Raw genomic sequence first — 19,122 nt, 5'->3', positions numbered from 1 at the left:
TGTGACCCAATTTCACCCTTATCCGGGCACGCCCCCAAGTCGAGGCCGGCGACATCTGGGGCTTCAACTTCGGCATGGGCCTCGCGCTCAACGAGAAAGCCTCGATCAGCATCGGCTACGACACGAGTTTCATCGGCAAGACCCAGCAGAACGGCGCCGACGCCCCCGGCGCCGTGCGTATCACCCTCGGCACGCTGCTGCTGGGCGCGTCCTACCGCTTCAGCGACCGCTACACCCTCAACGTGGCGCTCGGTGTCGGCGTCACCCGCGACACGCCCGACATGACGCTGACCGCGCGGGTACCGATTTCGTTCTGATCAGCGCGCTGCGGAATACCCGCCGAAACTGCCCGCTGCACCCGGAAATACCACCGGGCTCTCGGCGCCGTTGCTGCCCACCGCGGACACGCCGAAGAAGTAGTTGTCGATGACGACGTTCTCCAGCGTGTACCCGTCGACGTTGCCGACGTAGCGGCTGTGGGTCCATTGCGGTTCGGTGGTCAGGCGCCAGTGGATGCGGTAGCCGGCCAGCCCCGGTGCCTGCGCGGCCGGCGGGCGCGTCCAGCGCAGCGTGGTGTCGGGGCTGACCGCACCCTCGATCTCGACCCCGGCCGGCGGCGGCGGCGCCCACGCCATGCCGGCGAGGCTGACGGCATTGAGCGCGGTCAGCTTGGCCGCGTAGGCGAAGTCGACGCCGTCGATCGTGTCGCCGTAGACCACGCCACCTTCAGTGCGCAGGTCCTGGTGCTGGCGGTCGTAGTGTTCGTTGGTCTCCATGACGCGCACGGCCGGCGCGCCGATGTCGTTGAACGGGCGGTGGTGGCCGCCGCGGCCGAAACGGTCGAGCCGGTAGACCATCATCACGTCGAGGTTGGGCACGTACAGGTCGGCCATGCGGTCGATGTAGCGGGCGAGGTTGCGCGAGGGCGAGTCGACCTCGCCGCCGGTGAAGCGCCGGGCACGGGCTTCCTCGGGCGTCTCGTTGACGCGGGTGCCCTCGGAGAACACCCGCGCGGTGGTGTTGTCGACCACTCCGTTGATGCCGGCGATGTTGCCGATCATGTCGTTGTTGAGCACCGCCTCGATCCGCCAATCGTGCTTCCGTGCGTAATCGGCGAGGATCTTGCCGCCGAACAGGCCCTGCTCCTCGCCGGCGAGCGCGGCGTAGACGATGGTGCCGTTGAAGTCGTGTCTGGACAGCACACGCGCGGCCTCCAGCGTGCCGGCGATGCCCGAGGCGTTGTCGTTGGCACCCGGCGAGTCGGAGGTGAAGTCCATGACGTCGGAGACGCGCGAGTCGATGTCGCCGCTCATCATCACCACGCGGTCCGGGTCGGCCTTGCCGCGCTGGATCGCGATCACGCTGACCACCTCGACCGGTTCCGGGATGCGGGTCTGGCCGGACACGGTGTCGCTGACGGTCAGCACTTCCAGGCAGCCGCCGCAGTCCTTGGAGATGCGTTCGAACTCCGCCTTGATCCAGCGCCGCGCGGCGCCGATGCCGCGGGTGTCGGATTCCGTCTCCGACAGCGTGTGGCGGGTGCCGAAGCCGACGAGGGTGCGGATGTCGGCTTCGATGCGGGCCGGGGAGGGTGCGACGGCGATGTCGTGCAGCGCGGCGACGTCGCCCGGCGGGGTCTGGGCGTGGGCCGCGGTGGCGGTGACGGTGGCCAGGCAGCCGACGACGGCGATCAGCGGGAGTTTCATGGGCGTTCCTGCGAGCGTTCCGGATCCGAGCCTAGAACGGCTGCCTACCGCCGTAAACGCCGGCGGCGCATCACCCACGCGCGAAGCCGGACTTTCCTGATGGCTACCGGCGTGCTTTTCCGATGTCCCCAGCCCGGCCTCGCGGGCAGCCTTGGGGCCGGATACGGGAGGCAGGAGAGTCATGAAGAAGGAACTGATCGCAGCGCTGCTGTTGGCCGCCGCACCGGCAGGGGCGCAGACCATCCACAAATGTGTCGATGCTGCGGGCGTGGTCACCTACCAGTCGTTCGAGTGCGGCGCCGGGCAGACCGTCGGGAAGTCGTGGAATGTTGAACCGATGGCGACGACACCGGCGGACCTCCAGGCACGCAAAGCCCGCGAGCGCGCTAACTCCGCCTATCTTCGCAAGCTCGCTGAACGCCACCGTCGCGCGACCGGCGGCGGCGTCGCGATCAGCGGCCGGCGCGACGCCCGCAAGTGCGAAGCCGCCAAGTCCCGCCGTGCCAAGGCCGAGTCCGGCGAGGCCCGGCTGACCCTGAAGCAGCTTGAGGCCTTGGGCGATGCGGTATACGAAGCGTGTCTCGAAGCGCGCTTAACTTCCGGACTGGATTTTTGTCCTGTGTAATCAACAACTTACGATATAGCTAGTGCCGTGCGACGAATAAACATCGAAGCAATTTCGAATCGATCGAGTAATCCGGAATTTAGGTGCTTGGCGCGTCCGGTGGCGGGGGTATGCTTAGCACACAGCCACGGATAGCGGGGCTACTTCTATGGCGGCCGATAGTCTGACACCGCCTGTAACTTCGTATGCGATCGGTTCGCTCATTGAGCTCGACGACCATGTGTACTCGATAGAAGGCGTTGACGAGTTTGGAACGTTATCCGCGCGCGATGTGAGGTCGGGCGACGTAGTACGTATCGCGCCGGAGGGGGTCGCCCCGGGGCCGCATGCGTTCCATGGCGACCTGAACAAAGTCTCCGATCTAGAGATCGCCCGAGCGATGCGTCACTTCGCGTTGCTGAGTCAGTACATTGACCGTCAACTACCTAAGGCAGAGCTCCCGGACCTGTCCAAAGCTTTGGGAGTACAACGAACCCAGGTATTTTCGGCCCTTGAAAGGCTTCGTCGAGCTCCGCACTTCACCACGCTCATCCGCCACCGTCGCGGGCGGCAACCGGGCGCAAAGTTTCTCCATAGCGAAGTTGAGCAGATACTCGAAAGGCAGATCAAACTCGCGGTTAGGGCAAAGCTCCCGCTTACCATAAAAACTATCTTCGAGGAAACAGAGGCCGACTGTGTGCAGCTTGGGCTGCCTGCGCCCTGTCAAAGGACGGTGCGCCAACGTATTGCAACTATAGGCCCTGAACTCACTCTCCGGCGAAAACACGGCATTCGGCGAGCGCGCGAACGGGTAACTCCCATGCCCGGCAAGATTCCCGTGGTTGCACCCCTCCAGGATGTCGAGGTAGACCACTCCCCGCTCGACATATTTGTTGTGAGCACCCAAGAACGCGTTTGTATCGGGCGAGCCTACTTGACGGCTGTCGTTGATACGTTCAGTCGAGTGGTGCTTGGTTTCAATTTGGGGTTTGAGCCTCCAAGCGCGCTTACGGTCGCTTTGTCTCTAACCCACGCGGTACTTCCTAAAAATATCTGGCTGAGCGAAAGAGGTTTAAGCGCCTTGGATTGGCCGTTCTACGGCCTCATGAAGCGGTTGCGGGTCGACAAGGCTGCGGAATTCAAATCACCGAAATTTGAAGCTGCGTGTAGAAAATGGGGAATAGAAGTTTATTATAGAAATAAGAAGGAAGATGGCGGAATTATTGAGCGGTTCATCGGTACCGTCCAAACCTGGTGTTCGCAAGAGCCAGGGGCGAGTGGGAGTGATCCAAAAAAGTTGCGCGGGGAACGAGACAGACGAGAGTCCGCCCACATGACTCTTGCGGAGGCAGAAGCTTGGCTAACCCGCCAGATACTGATGCGCTATCACCTCACACGGCATTCTACCCTCGGAATATCTCCCCTGCAGGCCTGGCGTTCAGCCCAGGCCGAGGCCTCCGAGCCTCGCGCAATCGTTAACAATCCGACCGAGTTTTTCATTTCCTTTCTGCCGAGTGAACAGAGAGTTATCAACCATGATGGGGTGCGCCTGTTCAACGAAACTTATTTTAGTTCGGAGGCGAGGGTTTATGTACAGCCGGGGGTAAAGAGGATGGTCTACTATGACCCGCGGGCCTTGGGAAAGGCGTATATTGATGTTGGTGCGGGTACGGAGTATATAGAGGTAAGGTACACAGAGCCAGGAAAGGAGAGGGTGTCAAAGGCTGAACTCGAAGCCGTTCGCAAGGCAAGGAACGATAATAATCCGTCGCTTTTCTCAACTCAGCAGAGAGTCGCGCTAGTTCAGGAAAATCGGCGAGCTCGAGCGTACTCTCAAGCAGCGACGCGCGCAGCGCGGCGGAAGGAAATGGTCGAACAGTCGCAGCGCCTTGTGAGTGCGGAATCACAAGCACTAAGAACACCCAAGGCACCCGAGGGATCATGGGAGATCTCTTCTGAGTTGGATGAGCAGTTATCGACACCTCCACGAATATGGAGCGAGGGGCCGGTATGAATTGGGCACATCTCGATGAGAGGATCGAAGGGGTCGCAGCCGGTCGAGCGGAGAAAAGGATTGCCTACGCTCTTGCTGATCAGTATGTGCCTTATGGCTATTCGGAGTTCCTTATCTCGGAAGTGGCTTGGATGGTTCAGCAGAATCCGTCAAGGCGCCCAAAATGCATGCTCATCTTTGGAGAGTCTGGCTGCGGCAAAAGCATGATACTGAACGAAGTTGTGCGGAGGTTTGCCGCCCCCGAGGCGTCTGCTGAAATGCCTGTGGTTTCCGTAGATCTTCCTAGTGCGACCGATATGCGACCATTCTTCATTAGAGTGCTTCGCGCATTGGACTACCCGTTTTCGCAATACGATCGAAAAGATGTTCTATATGATCAGATGGTCATGGCACTGAAGGTCGCGAACACCCGCGTCTTGGTAATTGATGAGTTGCATAACCTGCTTCTTGCTCGAAAGGGTATGGAAGAGTGCATGGTTACTTTGCGAGACATGGTGAATATTCCGCTGAGTATATTGAGCGCGGGAACGCAGTCAGCACGCGTCTGCGTCGCAGCCGATGATCAGCTTAAACATCGGTTTAGATGTCATCCGATGGGTAAGTGGAAAGTATCGCAAAGCACTCGCGACTTTGTCGCAACGCTCGAGTCTAGATTGCCTCTACTCAAGCCCTCCAATCTTGCAGATAAGGAAATTCTGGTTCAGCTGGTGTCCAAGTGTGGAGGGCATCCAGCGACCATCGTTACGGTAATTAGAGAAGCAGCACGGGAAGCAATTCTTTGTGGCGAGGAATCAATTGATAGAGGTATCCTCGAAAAGGTAATGACGAGGATCCTTGCAGAGAAATACGAGGCTACCAATGACAGGGCTTGATCGGTCGTTGCATAAACCTCTCCGCGACCCCGAGCCTCTGGAGTGTCTATCTTCTTATCTGGCGGCTTGGCGGCATCATCGCCATACAACGATACCGCAATTTTCTGCTTCGATAATTAGATTCAGTACCTCTGTCGCAGTCGCTCTAATGGAGGACCCTGACTTTCCTGAGCACCCAGACTGGGTCGATGTCGTATCTAAAGTAACATATATACCAAAAGATATATTATCCGAGCTTGGCAAGCCTTTAGGGCCGTGGCATCTCGCGCCCGCGTGTAGGATTCATGCTTGCGTGGCCTGTCTCGCGGAGCACGGCAAGGCGTCGAGACAGTCTCGGTCCAAGCTGTGGACCTATGCAACCAACACCGTCTGCGCTTTTCATGAACTTCCACTCATAGAAGTTCCAGCTGTGGGGTGGCAGTGGTCTGACCTGCCTGCTTCGGAGCGGAAACGGCATGCCAAGTTGCTGCTGCGTCCGGAGCAAGTAAGAGACTCTGTGGCTGCAGCGTGGAGCAGCGTCGATGAACAGTTGATGCGAGCACTTGCGTTTTCGCAATTGAGTGCGTGGGCGGGCGGCACTGGTCCGTCTAAGCTGGCGGAAATTATCGGCTATCCGGACGGCTATATGGATAGGGAAGTATGGGAGGATGTCCTGTGCTGTCTAGCTAGTAGCTGGACCGCCAAATATGAAGACCCGCTAGTTGTGCTTGGCCTACCTCAGGACGCCTGGAACGGTTGCGTTAACGTCTGCTTTGGACCTGTACGGAAGGTGTGCTCCGGCGGTTCTCCTGATATCCGGGTGTTCTGCAGAAGTACGTCTGCACCGCTTAGGCGATCGTGCGTTCTGATTGCGGCGCAGGCTATTCGCGGCGCTTATATGGAGAACTTTCTACCAGTGAGGGACTGGGGACGGAGTGGATGGAGTCGAGTCCTCGCCCACATGCCTGCTGCAGCTTCCGATTGGTTGGAGAACATGAGGTCACGTTGGCCCGCGGGCAGATCGGTGTCGACTTGCCCGCCATCGACGAGTTGACGGAGCAAGGGTGTCACCCGCTGGTCTGAACTGGCGAAAAGGGGCCGTTATCGGGGGTAGGGAGGGACGTTCCGCACGCAAGGCGCCAGTCGGTGTGCAAAGTTGGCATGCGTGGCAGTAGATCGACCTCTGCACACTGGCGCAATCTGGCAGTTGGCGGTCAGGTACGGCGTAGGAGGGGGCGCGAGAACCGCAGAGCCGCGAATGGCCGTACAGCTGTGCGTCAACGGCGGGTCGAGCGCTTCACGCCTGCTTTACCCAACACCCCAGAGTCCGGGCTAAAGTAGCCGCCGCATGCGCATCTTGCCCGCCATCCTGCTACGTGTCCTGCTCAGCCTGACCCTCGTCTTGAACGGCGCAGGGTATGCGGCTGCGTCGACGACGATGGAGTTGCATGGCTCGCACGCGAAATCCGGCGATGCCCGCACGGCGACTGTCAACCACGACGGCACGTCGGCGCCTTGCCACACCGGAGCCGACGTCACGAATGCCGGGATGGCACACCACGGTCACGACTCGAGTCCCGCTCCGGGCACACCGGCGGCGAATGGATCAGGTGAGCCCGACTGTTGCGACGCCGGGCAGTGTGTCTGCGCCTGCGTCCAACACCTGGTGGTAACACTGACGATGCCGGTCGTAGCCGACGCAGCGTTCCTCCACGCGACCAGCGTGCGCCGACTCTCGTTGGCCCACGCCCAACCGGCTCTACCTCATCCCATCCGACCTCCGATTGCCTGATTGACCGCAGGGCCTTTGAGCCCGCCGACCGTCGCGCGCGCGTGACGGCCATCCCGTTGCCTGTGTGCCGGGGTCAATCTGTCGATCTGGAGTCACCATGTCTTCCTCGCCTCACGTTCCCGTGCCGCCGGTTCTGGCGTCGCGCCGCCGTTTCATCCAGGGACTCGCCGCAGGCGGTGCCGTAGCGGGTTTGGGTCTTTGGCCGAACCGCGGTTGGGGTGCCGGCCAACCCGCCCTCAACGGACCCGGCAACCCCAATGTGCTCACGGGTACCCGGTTCGATCTGAACATCGGCGAGACGCCGATGAACTTCACCGGGCTCACCCGCCCGGCGATCACGGTCAACGGCACCGTTCCGGCACCGATCCTGCGCTGGAGGGAGGGCACGACCGTCGACCTGTTCGTCAGCAACCGGCTGCCGCCCAACTCGATCCATGGACACTCCACCTCGATCCATTGGCACGGCATCCTGTTGCCGGCCAACATGGACGGCGTGCCAGGCCTCAGCTTCGACGGCATCGACCGCGGCGAGACCTACCACTACCGGTTCGATGTCCGGCAAGGCGGTACCTACTGGTACCACAGCCATTCCGCGTTCCAGGAACAGGCGGGGCTTTACGGCGCATTGATCATCGACCCGTTGGCACCCGAGCCGTTCCACTATGACCGCGACTACGTGGTCCTTCTCACCGACTGGACCGATCTGGACCCGACCGCGCTGTTCGCCCGACTGAAGAAGATGTCGGACTACGACAACTTCGCCAAGCAGACCGTCGGGGACTTCTTCGACGATGTGCAGGACCACGGCCTGGCGGCGACGATCCAGAACCGCAAGATGTGGGGCGAGATGCGGATGACGCCGACCGATCTGTCGGACGTCAACGGCAACACCTACACGTTCCTGATGAACGGCACGACGTCGCTGGGTAACTGGACGGGACTGTTCCGCTCCGGCGAGAAGGTACGACTGCGTTTCATCAACGGCTCGTCGATGACCCATTTCGACGTGCGCATCCCTGGGTTGAAGATGACGGTCGTCGCCGCAGACGGCCAGTACGTGCACCCGGTGAGCGTCGACGAGTTCCGCATCGCCACCGCCGAGACCTTCGACGTGATTGTCGAGCCTTCGGGCCAGGACGCCTTCACCATCTTCGCCCAGGATCTGGGCCGCACCGGCTTCGTGGCCGGCACCCTCGCCACCCGTGAAGGATTGCGCGCGCCCGTACCGCGGGTTGACCCGAAGCCGCTCCTGACGATGGACGACATGGGCCACGGAATGATGGGGCACGGCGGCCACGACATGTCGGCGATGTCCGGCGGTGCGATGGCAGGCATGCAGCACTCCGTTCCTGCTTCTGCGGCCGGCCACGCCGGCATGGATCACAGCCAGCACGGTACATCCTCGATGGCTCCCGGGCCGATGGCGACGATGGACCATGGGGCGGCCGGCATGCAGCAGCATCCTGCCAGCGAGGACAACCCGCTGGTCGACATGCAGACCATGAACCCGGTGCCCAAGCTCGACGACCCAGGCATCGGCCTGCGGGACAACGGCCGCCGCGTGCTGACCTACGCTGACCTGCGCAGCACGTTCAGCGACCCCGACGGACGTGAGCCCGGTCGCACTGTCGAGCTGCACCTGACCGGCCACATGGAACGTTTCGCCTGGTCGTTCGACGGCGAGAAGTTCTCCGATGCCGAGCCGTTGCGTCTCAACTACGGCGAGCGCATGCGGATCGTGCTGGTCAACGACACCATGATGACCCACCCGATCCACCTGCACGGGATGTGGAGTGATCTGGAAGACGAGCAGGGCAACTTCATGGTGCGCAAGCACACCATCGACATGCCGCCCGGTAGCAAGCGCGCCTATCGCGTACGCGCCGATGCCCTCGGCCGCTGGGCTTACCACTGCCACCTGCTGTACCACATGGAAGCGGGCATGTTCCGCGAAGTGCGGGTGGAGGAGTGAACAACATGACTTCCAACACTCCGCATCTGCACGCACTGGCGTTGGCACTCGCGCTGGCCACCGCTTCGGCGCCGACGCTGGCGCAGGACAACGATCACTCCGACCACACGCCCGCCACCGCGGCCGAACCTGTCTCCGACGATCCGCATGCGGGCCACGTCATGCCGATCCCAGACCCGGCGGAACCTGATCAGCCGGCTTCCGAGGCGGATCACGCCGCCATGGGGCACGCCATGCCCGCGACCCCGGCAAGTGCGCCGGTCGACCACTCCGCGCATGCGGTGCCGGATCGGCAGGACACTGCAGCGGAAGAAGCGAGGGAGGAGCCTGCAGGCCACACCGGCATGGACCACTCGGACATGGACCATGGGTCGATGCAGGGGATGGATCACTCCTCCATGGACGGAATGGACCACTCCGGGATGCAAGAGATGGATCATGCGGCAATGGGGCACGACCTGCCCTCAACAGCCGCGCCGCTTGAACCGATCCCTCCAGTGACTCGGAGCGACCGCGCGGCCGCCTTTCCGGACGTCGCCGGTCATGCCGTGCACGATAAAAGCATCCACTCCTATTTTCTGTTGGACCGGCTCGAAACCTGGGACGCCGATGACGGAGATGCCCTGGCATGGGAGACGCTCGGGTGGGTCGGCACCGACCTCAACCGGCTGTGGGTTCGCAGCGAAGGCGAAGCGATCGACGGTAGTGTCGAGTCCGGCGATGTCGAGGTGTTCTACGGCCGCGCGATAGCGCGCTGGTGGGATGCGGTGATCGGCATCCGTCACGATTTCGGGGAAGACCCCTCACAGACCTTCGCGGCGGTCGGGGTGATGGGCGTGGCGCCGTACAAGTTCGAAGTCAGCGCCACCGCTTACGTGGGTCAGGGTGGTCAAACCGGCATTGGCGTGGAAGCCGAGTACGAGATGCTTCTGACCAACCGGTTGATCGCGCAATGGCTCGCGGAGGCGGAAGTCTGGGGAGAGGACGACTCGCGCCGGGGCATCGGCTCAGGCCTGAGCACCGTCGAGGCAGGCGTGCGCCTGCGCTACGAGTTCACGCGGCAATTCGCGCCATACATCGGCGTGGTGCACGAGCGCGCCTACGGCGGCACGGCCGATCTTTGGCGTGCCGAAGGCGATGACATCGACGACACCCGCGTGGTTGCGGGTGTGCGCATCTGGTTCTGACAGGGGGAGCACCATTCATGAAAGCGAAATCCTGGATTATCGGCAGCGCTGCCGTTTTTCTGCTGGTTGCCGCGTTGACCGCCGGCTTTGCCTGGTCGGGCATCTACAACGTGGGCGCCGACGACCAGCACACGCAGCCAGTGCACGCGTTTCTGGAGACCGTGCGCGAGCGTTCCATTGCGGTTCGCGCGCGCGACCTGCAGCCCCCGGGTGACCTGGGAGAGATGGAGCGCATCCGGCAAGGAGCCGGCAACTACGACGCCATGTGCACGGGATGCCATCTCGCCCCTGGCATGGGCGAGACCGAGTTGAGCCGGGGCTTGAACCCGTCACCCCCCAACCTTTCGAAAACCACTGTCGAAGCTTCGGTCGCGTTCTGGGCCATCAAGCACGGCATCAAGGCCAGCGGTATGCCCGCGTGGGGCGAAAGCATGGGCGAGGAGTACATCTGGAACATGGCTGCCTTCCTGCAGAAACTGCCGAAGATGGATGCCGCGCGGTACCAGGCGCTGGTGGCGAGCAGCGACGGCCATGACCATGGCGGCGGCGAGACGGGTGGCCACGCCCATGCGGAAGGCGTTACGCCCGATCACCACGAAGCAGGCGCCGACAGCGAGGCAGACGCGCAGGCGGGTTTACCCGCAGATGGCCACGCTCATCCTGTAGGTACGGCGGACCACCACGGCACTCCGAGTCCAGCTGAGCCCGCCACTGTGACCCACCGTCATGCGGACGGAACGGTTGAATCACATCCGGCACCGGCTGCGCGCACCGACGGCGGCCACGAAGACGCATCCCCGGGATCGGCCACGCCCTCAACCGAATCCGCCGCGCCCGAATCGCACGACGGCCACGACCACCAGCACTGACCTCAACAGGAACAACATATGAAGAACGCAATCCCGACGCTCGCCACCGCACTGCTGTTTGGCCTGACCCTGCCTGTCGCAAATGCGCAGGACGCGTCCAGCGCTTCCGAGCACGCCCATCACGCCGCGACCGCCGAGGTCGCGGCCATCGATGTGCCGGCCGCTACGCAGGCACCCGTGGCCGTGGTCGAGGCCTTCGGCAAGGCACTGGCTGCCGGCGACTTCGCCGCCGTCGAGTCAATGTTGGCGCCGGACGTGATCATCCTTGAGGCCGGCGGTGCCGAGCGTAGCCGAGATGAGTACCTGGGCCATCACGCCAAGTCCGACGCCAAGTTCCTGTCGGGCGTGCACAGCGCGCTGATGCGCCGCAAGGCGCGCGTCGACGGAAACACGGCCTGGGTCGCGAGCGAGAGCGAGCTGCATGCGAGCAAGGACGGCAAACCGGTGACGCTGTTGAGCACCGAGACCATGGTGCTGGCGGACTCGCCAGAGGGCTGGCGCATCGTCCACATCCACTGGTCTTCGCGCCCGAAGCGGGGTGCTTGAGCCAAAGGCGCCACATTGAATCCAAGGTAGGGGGAATGGGGCGGTGAAGCAGGCGCGCCGATGATCGCCTGCAGATCAAAAGAGGTAACTCCAATGACTCACCATTCCGCTGAACACCGCGATCCAGCCATAAACGAGTGCATCGACAACTGCCAGCAGTGTCATGCCATTTGCCTGGAGACCATCAACTACTGCCTCACCAAGGGCGGCAAACACGCCGATCCACAGCACATCGCTTTGATGGCGGTGTGCGCGGATATCTGCGCCACCAGTGCCGACGCGATGCTGCGCGGGTCGCAGGTGCATTCCGTCATCTGCGGAGCCTGCGCGGAGGTTTGTCGCCGGTGCGCGGAGTCCTGCGCCAGCATGGGCGACGACGCCGAGATGCAGCGCTGCGTCGACATCTGCCGCCGCTGTGCTGACAGCTGCCAGCGCATGGCCGCCTGAGCACGCCGTGGCCACGGGGGCTGCCCGTCAAACGGGCAGTTCCCGCCACGCGGTAGGCGATACCCGAGCGGATTCCGAAGTGCTATTCGCAGCATTATTGTTGCGATGGATCATGCGGTAAGCGCTGGCAGAACCAGCAGCGTCAATACCGTCATCAACACTGCACACGCCCGCTACCACTGCCAGGAGAAAACAATGGAAGGTTCCTACGCTCGATTCGCCGCGATGATCGCTACGGCGACGGTGATCATGTTCGGACTGATGTATCTCACCGCCTATCAGTTGAACCACGTTTTTTGGAGCGAAACCCGCGCGTACATGGCGCTGGTCATGGGTGCGACCATGGCCGTAGTGATGCTCGTTTACATGCGACACATGTACAAGGACCGCAAGATCAATCTCGCCATTTACTGTGCCTCCGTCGTGGTGTTTGCAGGAGCGCTTTTTCTCGCGCGCAGCCAGACGACCGTGGACGATGTTTCCTGGATGAAGGCGATGATTCCGCACCACTCCATCGCAATCCTGACGAGCGAGCGTGCACAGATCACGGACCCGCGGACGAGAGAACTGGCCGACGAGATTATCGACTCGCAGCGTCGGGAGATCGAAGAAATGAAAGTGTTGATCCAGGAACTTGAAAGCCGCTGAGGTGAATGACGTGCGTCGCTGATCAGCGACAACCGGAATTGTCGTTTCACAGTGCGCTTCCAGCCACTCACTCGGTGAGGGGCATCCGAATCGATCGGACTTTCTACATCAATGCGCGGGCGTGATGCCCGTGACGGTGTTCTTCGAGCCCTGTGACAGGAACTCGAAATCGACCCTCTGGCCGGGCTGTACGGCCTGGATCTGCTCGGGCGTTGCCGAGAAGCCCATGGTCATGGCAGGCCAGCCCAGCGCGTCGACCGTACCGTGTGCAATCACGATCTTCCCGGCTTCCGCATCGACGGATTCCACAGTGCCGGTCGCCGAGGCCGACGTGCCGGTGGCCTCATCCGTGGTGCGGCCCATGCCCATGGCCTGGTGCTCGGCCTCGGACATGTCCATCGATTGCGCGTCAGGTGCCCCGGCCAGTGCGGTCGCGGGCTCAGCGTTGTTGGCGTCCTGTGAGCAGGCGGCCAGGAGTGCAACAGTCAGCAGGGGAGCGAGCAGTTTCATACGGGTGTTCCTCTCATGTTGGGAGTGAATGGCAGCCGCTCGGTGATCCTCAGTCGAGGACCGACAACGGCTTCAGTGGCGACGGGACACCAGCTGGTGGCGCTTGATCAGTGCGTAGATCGCAGGGATGACGGCCAGTGTCAGCACGGTCGACGACACCATTCCACCCACCATCGGGGCGGCGATGCGGCGCATGACTTCCGAACCGGTGCCAGTGCTCCACATGATCGGCAGCAGGCCGGCCATGATCGCTACCACGGTCATCATCTTCGGCCGCACGCGTTCCACCGCACCCTCGATAATTGCTTCCTGCAGGTCGCGGTCGGTGAGCGTGCCACCCTCCGCCTGCCGGCGTCGCGCCCGGGCCTCCAGCGCGTGGTCGAGGTAGATCAACATCACCACGCCCGTTTCCGCAGCCACGCCCGCCAAGGCGATGAACCCGACCGCGACCGCGACGCTGACGTTGTAGTCGAGCAACCACATCAGCCAGACACCCCCCACCAGTGCGAACGGCACCGATAGCATCACGATCAGCGATTCGGTCACCCGCCGGAAGTTGAGGTACAGCAGCAGGAAGATGATCGCCAGGGTTACCGGGATCACCACCTTCATCTTCGCCGCGGCCCGTTGCATGTATTCGAACTGGCCGCTCCAGCTCGCGTAGTACCCGGGCGGGAAGGTGACATCCCGTGCCACCGCTTCTTGTGCCTGCTCCACGAAGCTGCCGATGTCGCTTTCGCGCGTGTCCACGTAGATGTAGGCGGCCAGCATCGCGTTCTCGGTGCGAATGCTGGGCGCGCCCTTGCGGACTTGCACGGCGGCCACCTCGCCCAACGGTACCTGGGCACCCCCCGGGGTGGGGACTAGCACCTGAGTGGCAATCCGGTGGGGGTCGTCCCGCAGGTCACGCGGGTAGCGCACTATGACCCCGAAGCGCTCACGCCCGTCCAGCAGGGTGGTCACCCGCTTGCCGCCGAGTGCGGCGGACACGATGTCCTGGACCTCGCCGACGGTGACGCCGTACTGGGCGAGCCGGGCCAGATCGGGGGCGATATCCAGGTAGAAGCCGCCGGTAAGGCGCTCGGCGAAGGCGCTGGTGGTGCCTGGCACCGTGCGTACCGCGGCCTCGATCTCCAGCGCGACCTTCTCTAACTCGGCGAGGTTGCTACCAAAGACCTTGATGCCCACCGGCGTGCGGATGCCGGTGGCGAGCATGTCGGTGCGAGCCTTGATCGGCATGGTCCAGGAGTTGGCGACGCCGGGGAACTTCAGCGCCGCGTCCATCTCCGCGATCAGCTTGTCGGTGGTCATGCCCTCGCGCCACTGGTCCTCGGGCTTGAGGTTGATCACCGTCTCGAACATCTCCAGCGGCGCGGGATCAGTGGCGGTCAGGGCGCGCCCCGCCTTTCCAAACACCGACTCGACCTCTGGGAAGGTCTTGATAATGCGATCCTGCTGCTGCAACAGCTCCGAAGCCTTGGTCACCGACATGCCGGGCAGTGACGCTGGCATGTACAACAAGGTGCCCTCGTTGAGCGTAGGCATGAACTCGCTGCCCAGCCTGGATGCCGGCCACATGGTGGCCAGCAGCGCGACCAACGCCAAGGCGATCGTTGCGAGCTTGTGCCGCAGCACCACGTTGATGATCGGACGGTAGGCGGCGATCAGGAACCGGTTCACCGGATTCTTTTGTTCGGGCACGATCTTGCCGCGCACGAACAGCAGCATGAGCACGGGCACCAGGGTGATCGACAACAGCGCTGCGCCGGCCATGGCGAATGTCTTGGTGAAGGCGAGCGGCTGGAACATCCGGCCCTCCTGCGCCTCCAGCGCGAACACCGGCAGGAACGAGACGGTGATGATCATCAAGCTGAAGAACAGCGCCGGTCCAACCTCACGGCAGGCGTCGATGATCAGCTGTGCGCGGCTGCGGGTACCGTCATCGCGCTCGATGTGTTTGTGCGCGTTCTCGATCATCACGATCGCCGCGTCCACCATCGCGCCGATCGCAATCGCGATGCCGCCCAGGCTCATGATGTTGGAGTTCATGCCCAGCAAACGCATGGCGATGACGGCGATCAGCACGCCGATCGGCAGCATCACGATCGCCACCAGCGCGCTGCGTGCGTGGAACAGGAACACCAGGCACACCAAGGCGACGATGAGACTCTCCTCCAGCAGCGTGTTGCGCAGCGTCTTGATGGCCCGCTCGATCAGGTCCGACCGATCGTAGACGGCCTGGATGCTCACGCCCTCGGGTAGGCCACCGGCGATCTCTGCGATCTTCTCCTTGAGTCCACCGATGACCGACAGCGCGTTCTCTCCGTAACGGGCTACCGCGATGCCGGCGACCACGTCGCCTTGGCCATCAAGGTCGGCCAGGCCGCGCCGTTCCTCGGGCACTAGCTCTACCCGGGCGATGTCACCGATCAGCACTGGCGCGCCGCCGTCGGCGCGTAGCACCAAGTCCTCGATGTCGGCGATGCCACGCAGATAGCCACGTCCGCGCACCATGTACTCCGTTTCGGCCATCTCGATCACGCGGCCGCCCACGTCGCGGTTGCTTTCCGCGATGACCTGGGAAACCCGTGAGAGCGGAATTCCGAACTCTCGCAGGCGAACCGGGTCCACGGTGACCGAGTACTGTCGGACAAAGCCGCCGACGCTGGCGACTTCGGCCACGCCGGGTGCCGTCGTCAGCTGATAGCGCACGTACCAGTCCTGCATCGCGCGCAGCTCGTCGAGCGAATGCTTCCCACTTTTGAGCACGTACTGGTAGACCCAGCCAACGCCGGTGGCATCGGGCCCCAGCGTCGGCGTGACACCATCCGGCAGGTTCTTCGAGGCGACGCTGAGGTTCTCCAGGACCCGCGATCGCGCCCAGTACAGATCCGTGCCGTCCTCGAAGATCACGTAAACAAACGAGGCTCCGAAGAACGAGAAGCCGCGGACCACCTTGGACTCGGGCACCGTCAACAGCGCGCTGGTGAGCGGGTAGGTGACCTGGTCCTCCACCACCTGTGGGGCTTGGCCCGGCACCTCCGTGAACACGATGACCTGAACGTCTGACAGGTCGGGCTGCGCGTCCAGGGGCGTGTTGATGATTGCGTATACGCCACCGGCGAGCACTGCCAGCGCCATCACCAGGACGAGAAAGACATTGTGGACAGACCACTCGATGATTCGACCGAGCATGTCAGTGGCCCTCGTGCGGGCTTGCTCCGCCATCGTCTGCAACGGGCGGTGTTACCGGTACCGGGGAATGGCCGGCATGCGGATCGGCGGATCGCGTTTCATGGCTGGCATGCGGGGCCTCCGACGGCGCGGACGGGCCAGTAGCGCCGGTTTCTTCGGATGCCGCTCCAAATCCTTCCAGCGCCGCCTTGAGGTTGCTCTCGGCATCGATGAGGAAGTTGGCGGATACCACCACCTCTTCGCCCTCGGCGACGCCATCAAGGATCTCGATCCGGTCACCCGCACGGCGCCCGATGGTCACCTCGCGCGGCGCAAAGCGCCCCGGTCCGGTCTGGACCAGCACAGTCTGGCGGGCGCCGCTGTCCAGCACGGCCGATCGAGGGACGCTCAGCACCGGTTGCCGCGACGGCTGCTCCAGCAGGACTGTGCCGAACAGGTTGGGGCGAAGGTCGCCGGTCGGGTTGGGCAGGGCAACTCGAACATCGACCGTACGCGAGGCAGCGTCCACCACCGGCTGCACGAAGGTCACTTCTCCTGCGAAGCTCTGACCGGGCAGGGTCTCGGTCTCGAACCGCGCCGGCTGGCCAACGGCGATGTCGGCCGCCTGCATCGCTGGCACCTTGGCCATGATCCAGACGGTCGACAGGTCGGCCAGTCGCAGGATTGTCTCGCCCGGCTGGAACCGGGCGCCCTGGATGATGGGCTTTTCGATGACTACCGCATTGGCGGGGGAGGTCAGGACCATGTTGTCGCTGCCGCCTTGGCCCCCAAGTTGTGCGCCACTGATCTCCCAGTTCTGCAGGCGTGTGCGTGCTGCCTCCCGCAGGCGCTCCATCGATGCGGCGCTGGCGGGATCGGATTGTGCGAGCCGGCGTGCGGCCGCGTCGGCCAGTCGGAACTCCTGTCGGGCCGCAGCAAGTTGGGGGCTGTACACCGCCATCAATGGTTGGCCGGCGCTGACCTGCATCCCGGTCTGATTCGCGTACAGGTGTTCGACCCAGCCCTCAAAGCGCGGCGCAATCGCATACTGCCGGGTTTCGTCGATCTCCACGGTTCCGCTGGCACGCACGAGGCTTGCCAGCTGCGAACGCCGGACCGGCTCGGTCCGCACGCCCAACGTCTGGATCTTGCCGGGCGAGAGCGCGACTGTTCCGGCGTCCGAGACAGGTTCGTCACTCGCATAGACGGGGATGTAATCCATCCCCATCGGGTCCTTTTTCGGTACTGGCGAGGTGTCCGGCAGGCCCATCGGGTTGCGGTAATACAGCACCCTGCGCTCGGCGGTCGGCGCATCTGCCGCCGCCGGGGCGGCTTCATCGTGGCCGGCGCGGCCGACCATCCAGCCGGCGGCAAGTGCCGCGAGCACGGCGGCGATTGCCAGCGACACAGTCTGGTTGCGGGTCATGGTGTCTCTCCTTCGATGGCGCGCACGGCGGCGGCGGCCAGCAGTTCGTCACGCAGGGCATCCACACGATCCAGGTCGGCGCCTTGCCATTGGTTGAGCGCTTCCAGCAGGGTGCCGAAGTCCACTTCGCCGACCTGGTAGCTGGCGAGTGCGGACTGGAAGGCGGCATCCGCCTGCGGTAGCAGCGTCTGTTCGGTGATCTCACGGCGGTCTTGCGCACTGCGCCATTGCGCCCAGGCTGTGGTGACTTGGCTGGCTAGCGCCTGGCGTGTCGCATCCATGCGCGCGAGTGCAGCCTGCTCGAGCAGCCGCGACTCCCGCTCCCGTTCGCGTCGGGCCGTCTGCTGGAAGGGAATTTCCACCTCCAGCATCACCTCCATGCTTTCCAGCCCGTCTTCGCGCTGCATGGCGCCGACGCCGAAGGTCACGTCGGGGTAACGGTTGCGGCGCTGCAACTCGACGTTGGTCCGCGCCGCCTGTGCACGCGCCTGTTGCGCCAGGACAGCTGGATGGGCGCTGCTGTCGAGGACGTTTAACGCGTCGCCCAGGTCACCGGAACGGATGGCCAGGACCGGCCGCTGAGCGGGAGGCGCGAGCGGGGCATCGGCGGGACGGCCAAGCAAGCCATTGAGCGCAGCCATCGCTTCACGCTTTTCGGCCAGGCGTTGGATGCGCTCGCGCTGCATGACGGTCTGCTCGACCTGGGCGCGAATGGAGTCCTGCTGGGCCGCCATGCCCAACGCGTAGCGGACCCCGGCCATCTCTTCGACCTGCCGCAGCAAGTCGAGGCGGCGGTCCAGCACCGCGATGGCCTGGTCGGCGTGCCAATAGCGCACATAGGCCGTCTCCGCCTCGGCGATCAGCTCACGAAGAACCGCGTCCCGGTCCAGGGCGACTGCCTCGGCACTCTGCCGGGCAATGGTGCGGGCCAGCCCACGCTTGCCCCAGAGCGGCACGCGCTGGCGAAGCGAGTAGTCGACCTCGCCGCCGTCGCCCGGAAGCTGCCAGGGGCGATCCGGATCGAGGTTGCGGAAGCTGATCGAGGCGCTGGGATCGGGCAGGGCACCGGCGGGTTGGATCCGGGCCCGCGCGGCCTCGGTTTCCGCCTGTAGTGCGCGCAACTCGGGGTTGTTATCACGCAGCCAGGCGTGGACGGAGGCCACGTCTTCGCCGGGCACCGACTGCGCCATGGCGGGCGCAGCCAAAGCGCAGAGCACAAGCAATGCCGCGATCAATCCAGGGGACCGAGAAGCTGGCGTGGGGGATGGAACAGACGGGGCACAGCCCCGCCGCAGAAGCGTCTTCAATGCCATGTCGAATGCCCGAATAGACCGGCGCCAAGCACCGAATCTGTGAACAGAGGGGACATGCCGCGC

General features: G+C 63.5%; 16 protein-coding genes. 11 read left to right on the top strand and 5 right to left on the bottom strand.

Features of this window, described 5'->3' with window-relative positions; all coding sequences use genetic code 11:
- Positions 1–74 precede the first annotated feature (74 nt).
- On the top strand, positions 75–317 hold the full coding sequence (locus tag N799_RS09310) for a hypothetical protein (RefSeq protein WP_036211317.1): 243 nt from the start codon (positions 75–77) through the stop codon (positions 315–317).
- On the opposite strand, the gene N799_RS09305 is transcribed toward N799_RS09310, so the two are convergent.
- Positions 318–1,706, bottom strand: a complete 1,389-nt coding sequence (locus tag N799_RS09305) for a M28 family metallopeptidase (RefSeq protein ID WP_036211314.1) — start codon at positions 1,704–1,706, stop codon at positions 318–320.
- Positions 1,707–1,887: 181 nt separating this feature from the next.
- Here N799_RS09305 and N799_RS09300 point away from each other — a divergent pair, with 181 nt between their 5' ends.
- From N799_RS09300 to N799_RS09270, 10 genes are all read left to right on the top strand, one after another.
- Positions 1,888–2,331, top strand: coding sequence for a DUF4124 domain-containing protein (locus N799_RS09300; protein ID WP_036211311.1), 444 nt, complete (start codon positions 1,888–1,890; stop codon positions 2,329–2,331).
- 148 nt (positions 2,332–2,479) lie between these two features.
- Positions 2,480–4,324, top strand: a complete 1,845-nt coding sequence (locus N799_RS14805) for a Mu transposase C-terminal domain-containing protein (RefSeq protein WP_081974905.1) — start codon at positions 2,480–2,482, stop codon at positions 4,322–4,324.
- Positions 4,321–5,196, top strand: coding sequence for a TniB family NTP-binding protein (locus N799_RS14800; protein ID WP_160279964.1), 876 nt, complete (start codon positions 4,321–4,323; stop codon positions 5,194–5,196). Before N799_RS14805 ends, N799_RS14800 begins: the two co-directional genes overlap by 4 nt.
- Before the next feature lie 1,327 nt (positions 5,197–6,523).
- Positions 6,524–6,967: a CopL family metal-binding regulatory protein gene (locus N799_RS16130; RefSeq protein WP_152597889.1), complete on the top strand. Its 444-nt coding sequence runs from the start codon at positions 6,524–6,526 to the stop codon at positions 6,965–6,967.
- 97 nt (positions 6,968–7,064) lie between these two features.
- Positions 7,065–8,939, top strand: coding sequence for a copper resistance system multicopper oxidase (locus N799_RS09295; RefSeq protein WP_036211308.1), 1,875 nt, complete (start codon positions 7,065–7,067; stop codon positions 8,937–8,939).
- Positions 8,940–8,944: 5 nt separating this feature from the next.
- Positions 8,945–10,126 carry a copper resistance protein B gene (locus N799_RS09290; protein WP_036211305.1) on the top strand — a complete coding sequence of 394 codons (1,182 nt, stop codon included), beginning with the start codon at positions 8,945–8,947 and terminating at the stop codon, positions 10,124–10,126.
- 17 nt (positions 10,127–10,143) lie between these two features.
- The gene (locus N799_RS09285) at positions 10,144–10,995 is read left to right on the top strand and encodes a c-type cytochrome (protein ID WP_036211302.1); all 852 of its coding nucleotides are present in this window, start codon (positions 10,144–10,146) and stop codon (positions 10,993–10,995) included.
- 18 nt (positions 10,996–11,013) lie between these two features.
- The gene (locus tag N799_RS09280) at positions 11,014–11,541 is read left to right on the top strand and encodes a YybH family protein (protein WP_036211299.1); all 528 of its coding nucleotides are present in this window, start codon (positions 11,014–11,016) and stop codon (positions 11,539–11,541) included.
- 93 nt (positions 11,542–11,634) lie between these two features.
- Positions 11,635–11,988 carry a four-helix bundle copper-binding protein gene (locus N799_RS09275; protein ID WP_036211296.1) on the top strand — a complete coding sequence of 118 codons (354 nt, stop codon included), beginning with the start codon at positions 11,635–11,637 and terminating at the stop codon, positions 11,986–11,988.
- 195 nt (positions 11,989–12,183) lie between these two features.
- Positions 12,184–12,636 carry a DUF305 domain-containing protein gene (locus N799_RS09270; protein WP_036211293.1) on the top strand — a complete coding sequence of 151 codons (453 nt, stop codon included), beginning with the start codon at positions 12,184–12,186 and terminating at the stop codon, positions 12,634–12,636.
- Between the two features lie 108 nt (positions 12,637–12,744).
- On the opposite strand, the gene N799_RS15980 is transcribed toward N799_RS09270, so the two are convergent.
- From N799_RS15980 to N799_RS09250, 4 genes are all read right to left on the bottom strand, one after another.
- Positions 12,745–13,146 (bottom strand): copper-binding protein, encoded by a 402-nt coding sequence (locus N799_RS15980; RefSeq protein WP_036211290.1) that lies wholly within the window; start codon positions 13,144–13,146, stop codon positions 12,745–12,747.
- A gap of 72 nt (positions 13,147–13,218) precedes the next feature.
- Positions 13,219–16,341 (bottom strand): efflux RND transporter permease subunit, encoded by a 3,123-nt coding sequence (locus tag N799_RS09260; RefSeq protein ID WP_036211287.1) that lies wholly within the window; start codon positions 16,339–16,341, stop codon positions 13,219–13,221.
- 1 nt (position 16,342) lies between these two features.
- Positions 16,343–17,746 (bottom strand): efflux RND transporter periplasmic adaptor subunit, encoded by a 1,404-nt coding sequence (locus N799_RS09255; protein ID WP_081974901.1) that lies wholly within the window; start codon positions 17,744–17,746, stop codon positions 16,343–16,345.
- Entirely contained in the window at positions 17,743–18,981 is a 1,239-nt protein-coding gene (locus N799_RS09250) for a TolC family protein (protein ID WP_036211284.1), read from the bottom strand. Before N799_RS09250 ends, N799_RS09255 begins: the two co-directional genes overlap by 4 nt.
- Positions 18,982–19,122 lie beyond the last annotated feature (141 nt).

Origin of the sequence: Lysobacter arseniciresistens ZS79 (genome assembly GCF_000768335.1) — a bacterium.
GTDB lineage: Bacteria > Pseudomonadota > Gammaproteobacteria > Xanthomonadales > Xanthomonadaceae > Novilysobacter > Novilysobacter arseniciresistens.
This window is presented reverse-complemented; position numbering and strand designations above follow the sequence as displayed.

Coding starts and splice junctions, on each gene's coding strand:
- N799_RS09255 (WP_081974901.1), bottom strand. CDS start 17,746: ATGACCCGCAACCAGACTGTGTCGCTGGCAATCGCCGCCGTGCTCGCG.
- N799_RS14805 (WP_081974905.1), top strand. CDS start 2,480: ATGGCGGCCGATAGTCTGACACCGCCTGTAACTTCGTATGCGATCGGT.
- N799_RS15980 (WP_036211290.1), bottom strand. CDS start 13,146: ATGAAACTGCTCGCTCCCCTGCTGACTGTTGCACTCCTGGCCGCCTGC.
- N799_RS09300 (WP_036211311.1), top strand. CDS start 1,888: ATGAAGAAGGAACTGATCGCAGCGCTGCTGTTGGCCGCCGCACCGGCA.
- N799_RS09305 (WP_036211314.1), bottom strand. CDS start 1,706: ATGAAACTCCCGCTGATCGCCGTCGTCGGCTGCCTGGCCACCGTCACC.
- N799_RS09260 (WP_036211287.1), bottom strand. CDS start 16,341: ATGCTCGGTCGAATCATCGAGTGGTCTGTCCACAATGTCTTTCTCGTC.
- N799_RS16130 (WP_152597889.1), top strand. CDS start 6,524: ATGCGCATCTTGCCCGCCATCCTGCTACGTGTCCTGCTCAGCCTGACC.
- N799_RS09275 (WP_036211296.1), top strand. CDS start 11,635: ATGACTCACCATTCCGCTGAACACCGCGATCCAGCCATAAACGAGTGC.
- N799_RS09290 (WP_036211305.1), top strand. CDS start 8,945: ATGACTTCCAACACTCCGCATCTGCACGCACTGGCGTTGGCACTCGCG.
- N799_RS09285 (WP_036211302.1), top strand. CDS start 10,144: ATGAAAGCGAAATCCTGGATTATCGGCAGCGCTGCCGTTTTTCTGCTG.
- N799_RS09280 (WP_036211299.1), top strand. CDS start 11,014: ATGAAGAACGCAATCCCGACGCTCGCCACCGCACTGCTGTTTGGCCTG.
- N799_RS09310 (WP_036211317.1), top strand. CDS start 75: ATGGGCCTCGCGCTCAACGAGAAAGCCTCGATCAGCATCGGCTACGAC.
- N799_RS09295 (WP_036211308.1), top strand. CDS start 7,065: ATGTCTTCCTCGCCTCACGTTCCCGTGCCGCCGGTTCTGGCGTCGCGC.
- N799_RS09270 (WP_036211293.1), top strand. CDS start 12,184: ATGGAAGGTTCCTACGCTCGATTCGCCGCGATGATCGCTACGGCGACG.
- N799_RS14800 (WP_160279964.1), top strand. CDS start 4,321: ATGAATTGGGCACATCTCGATGAGAGGATCGAAGGGGTCGCAGCCGGT.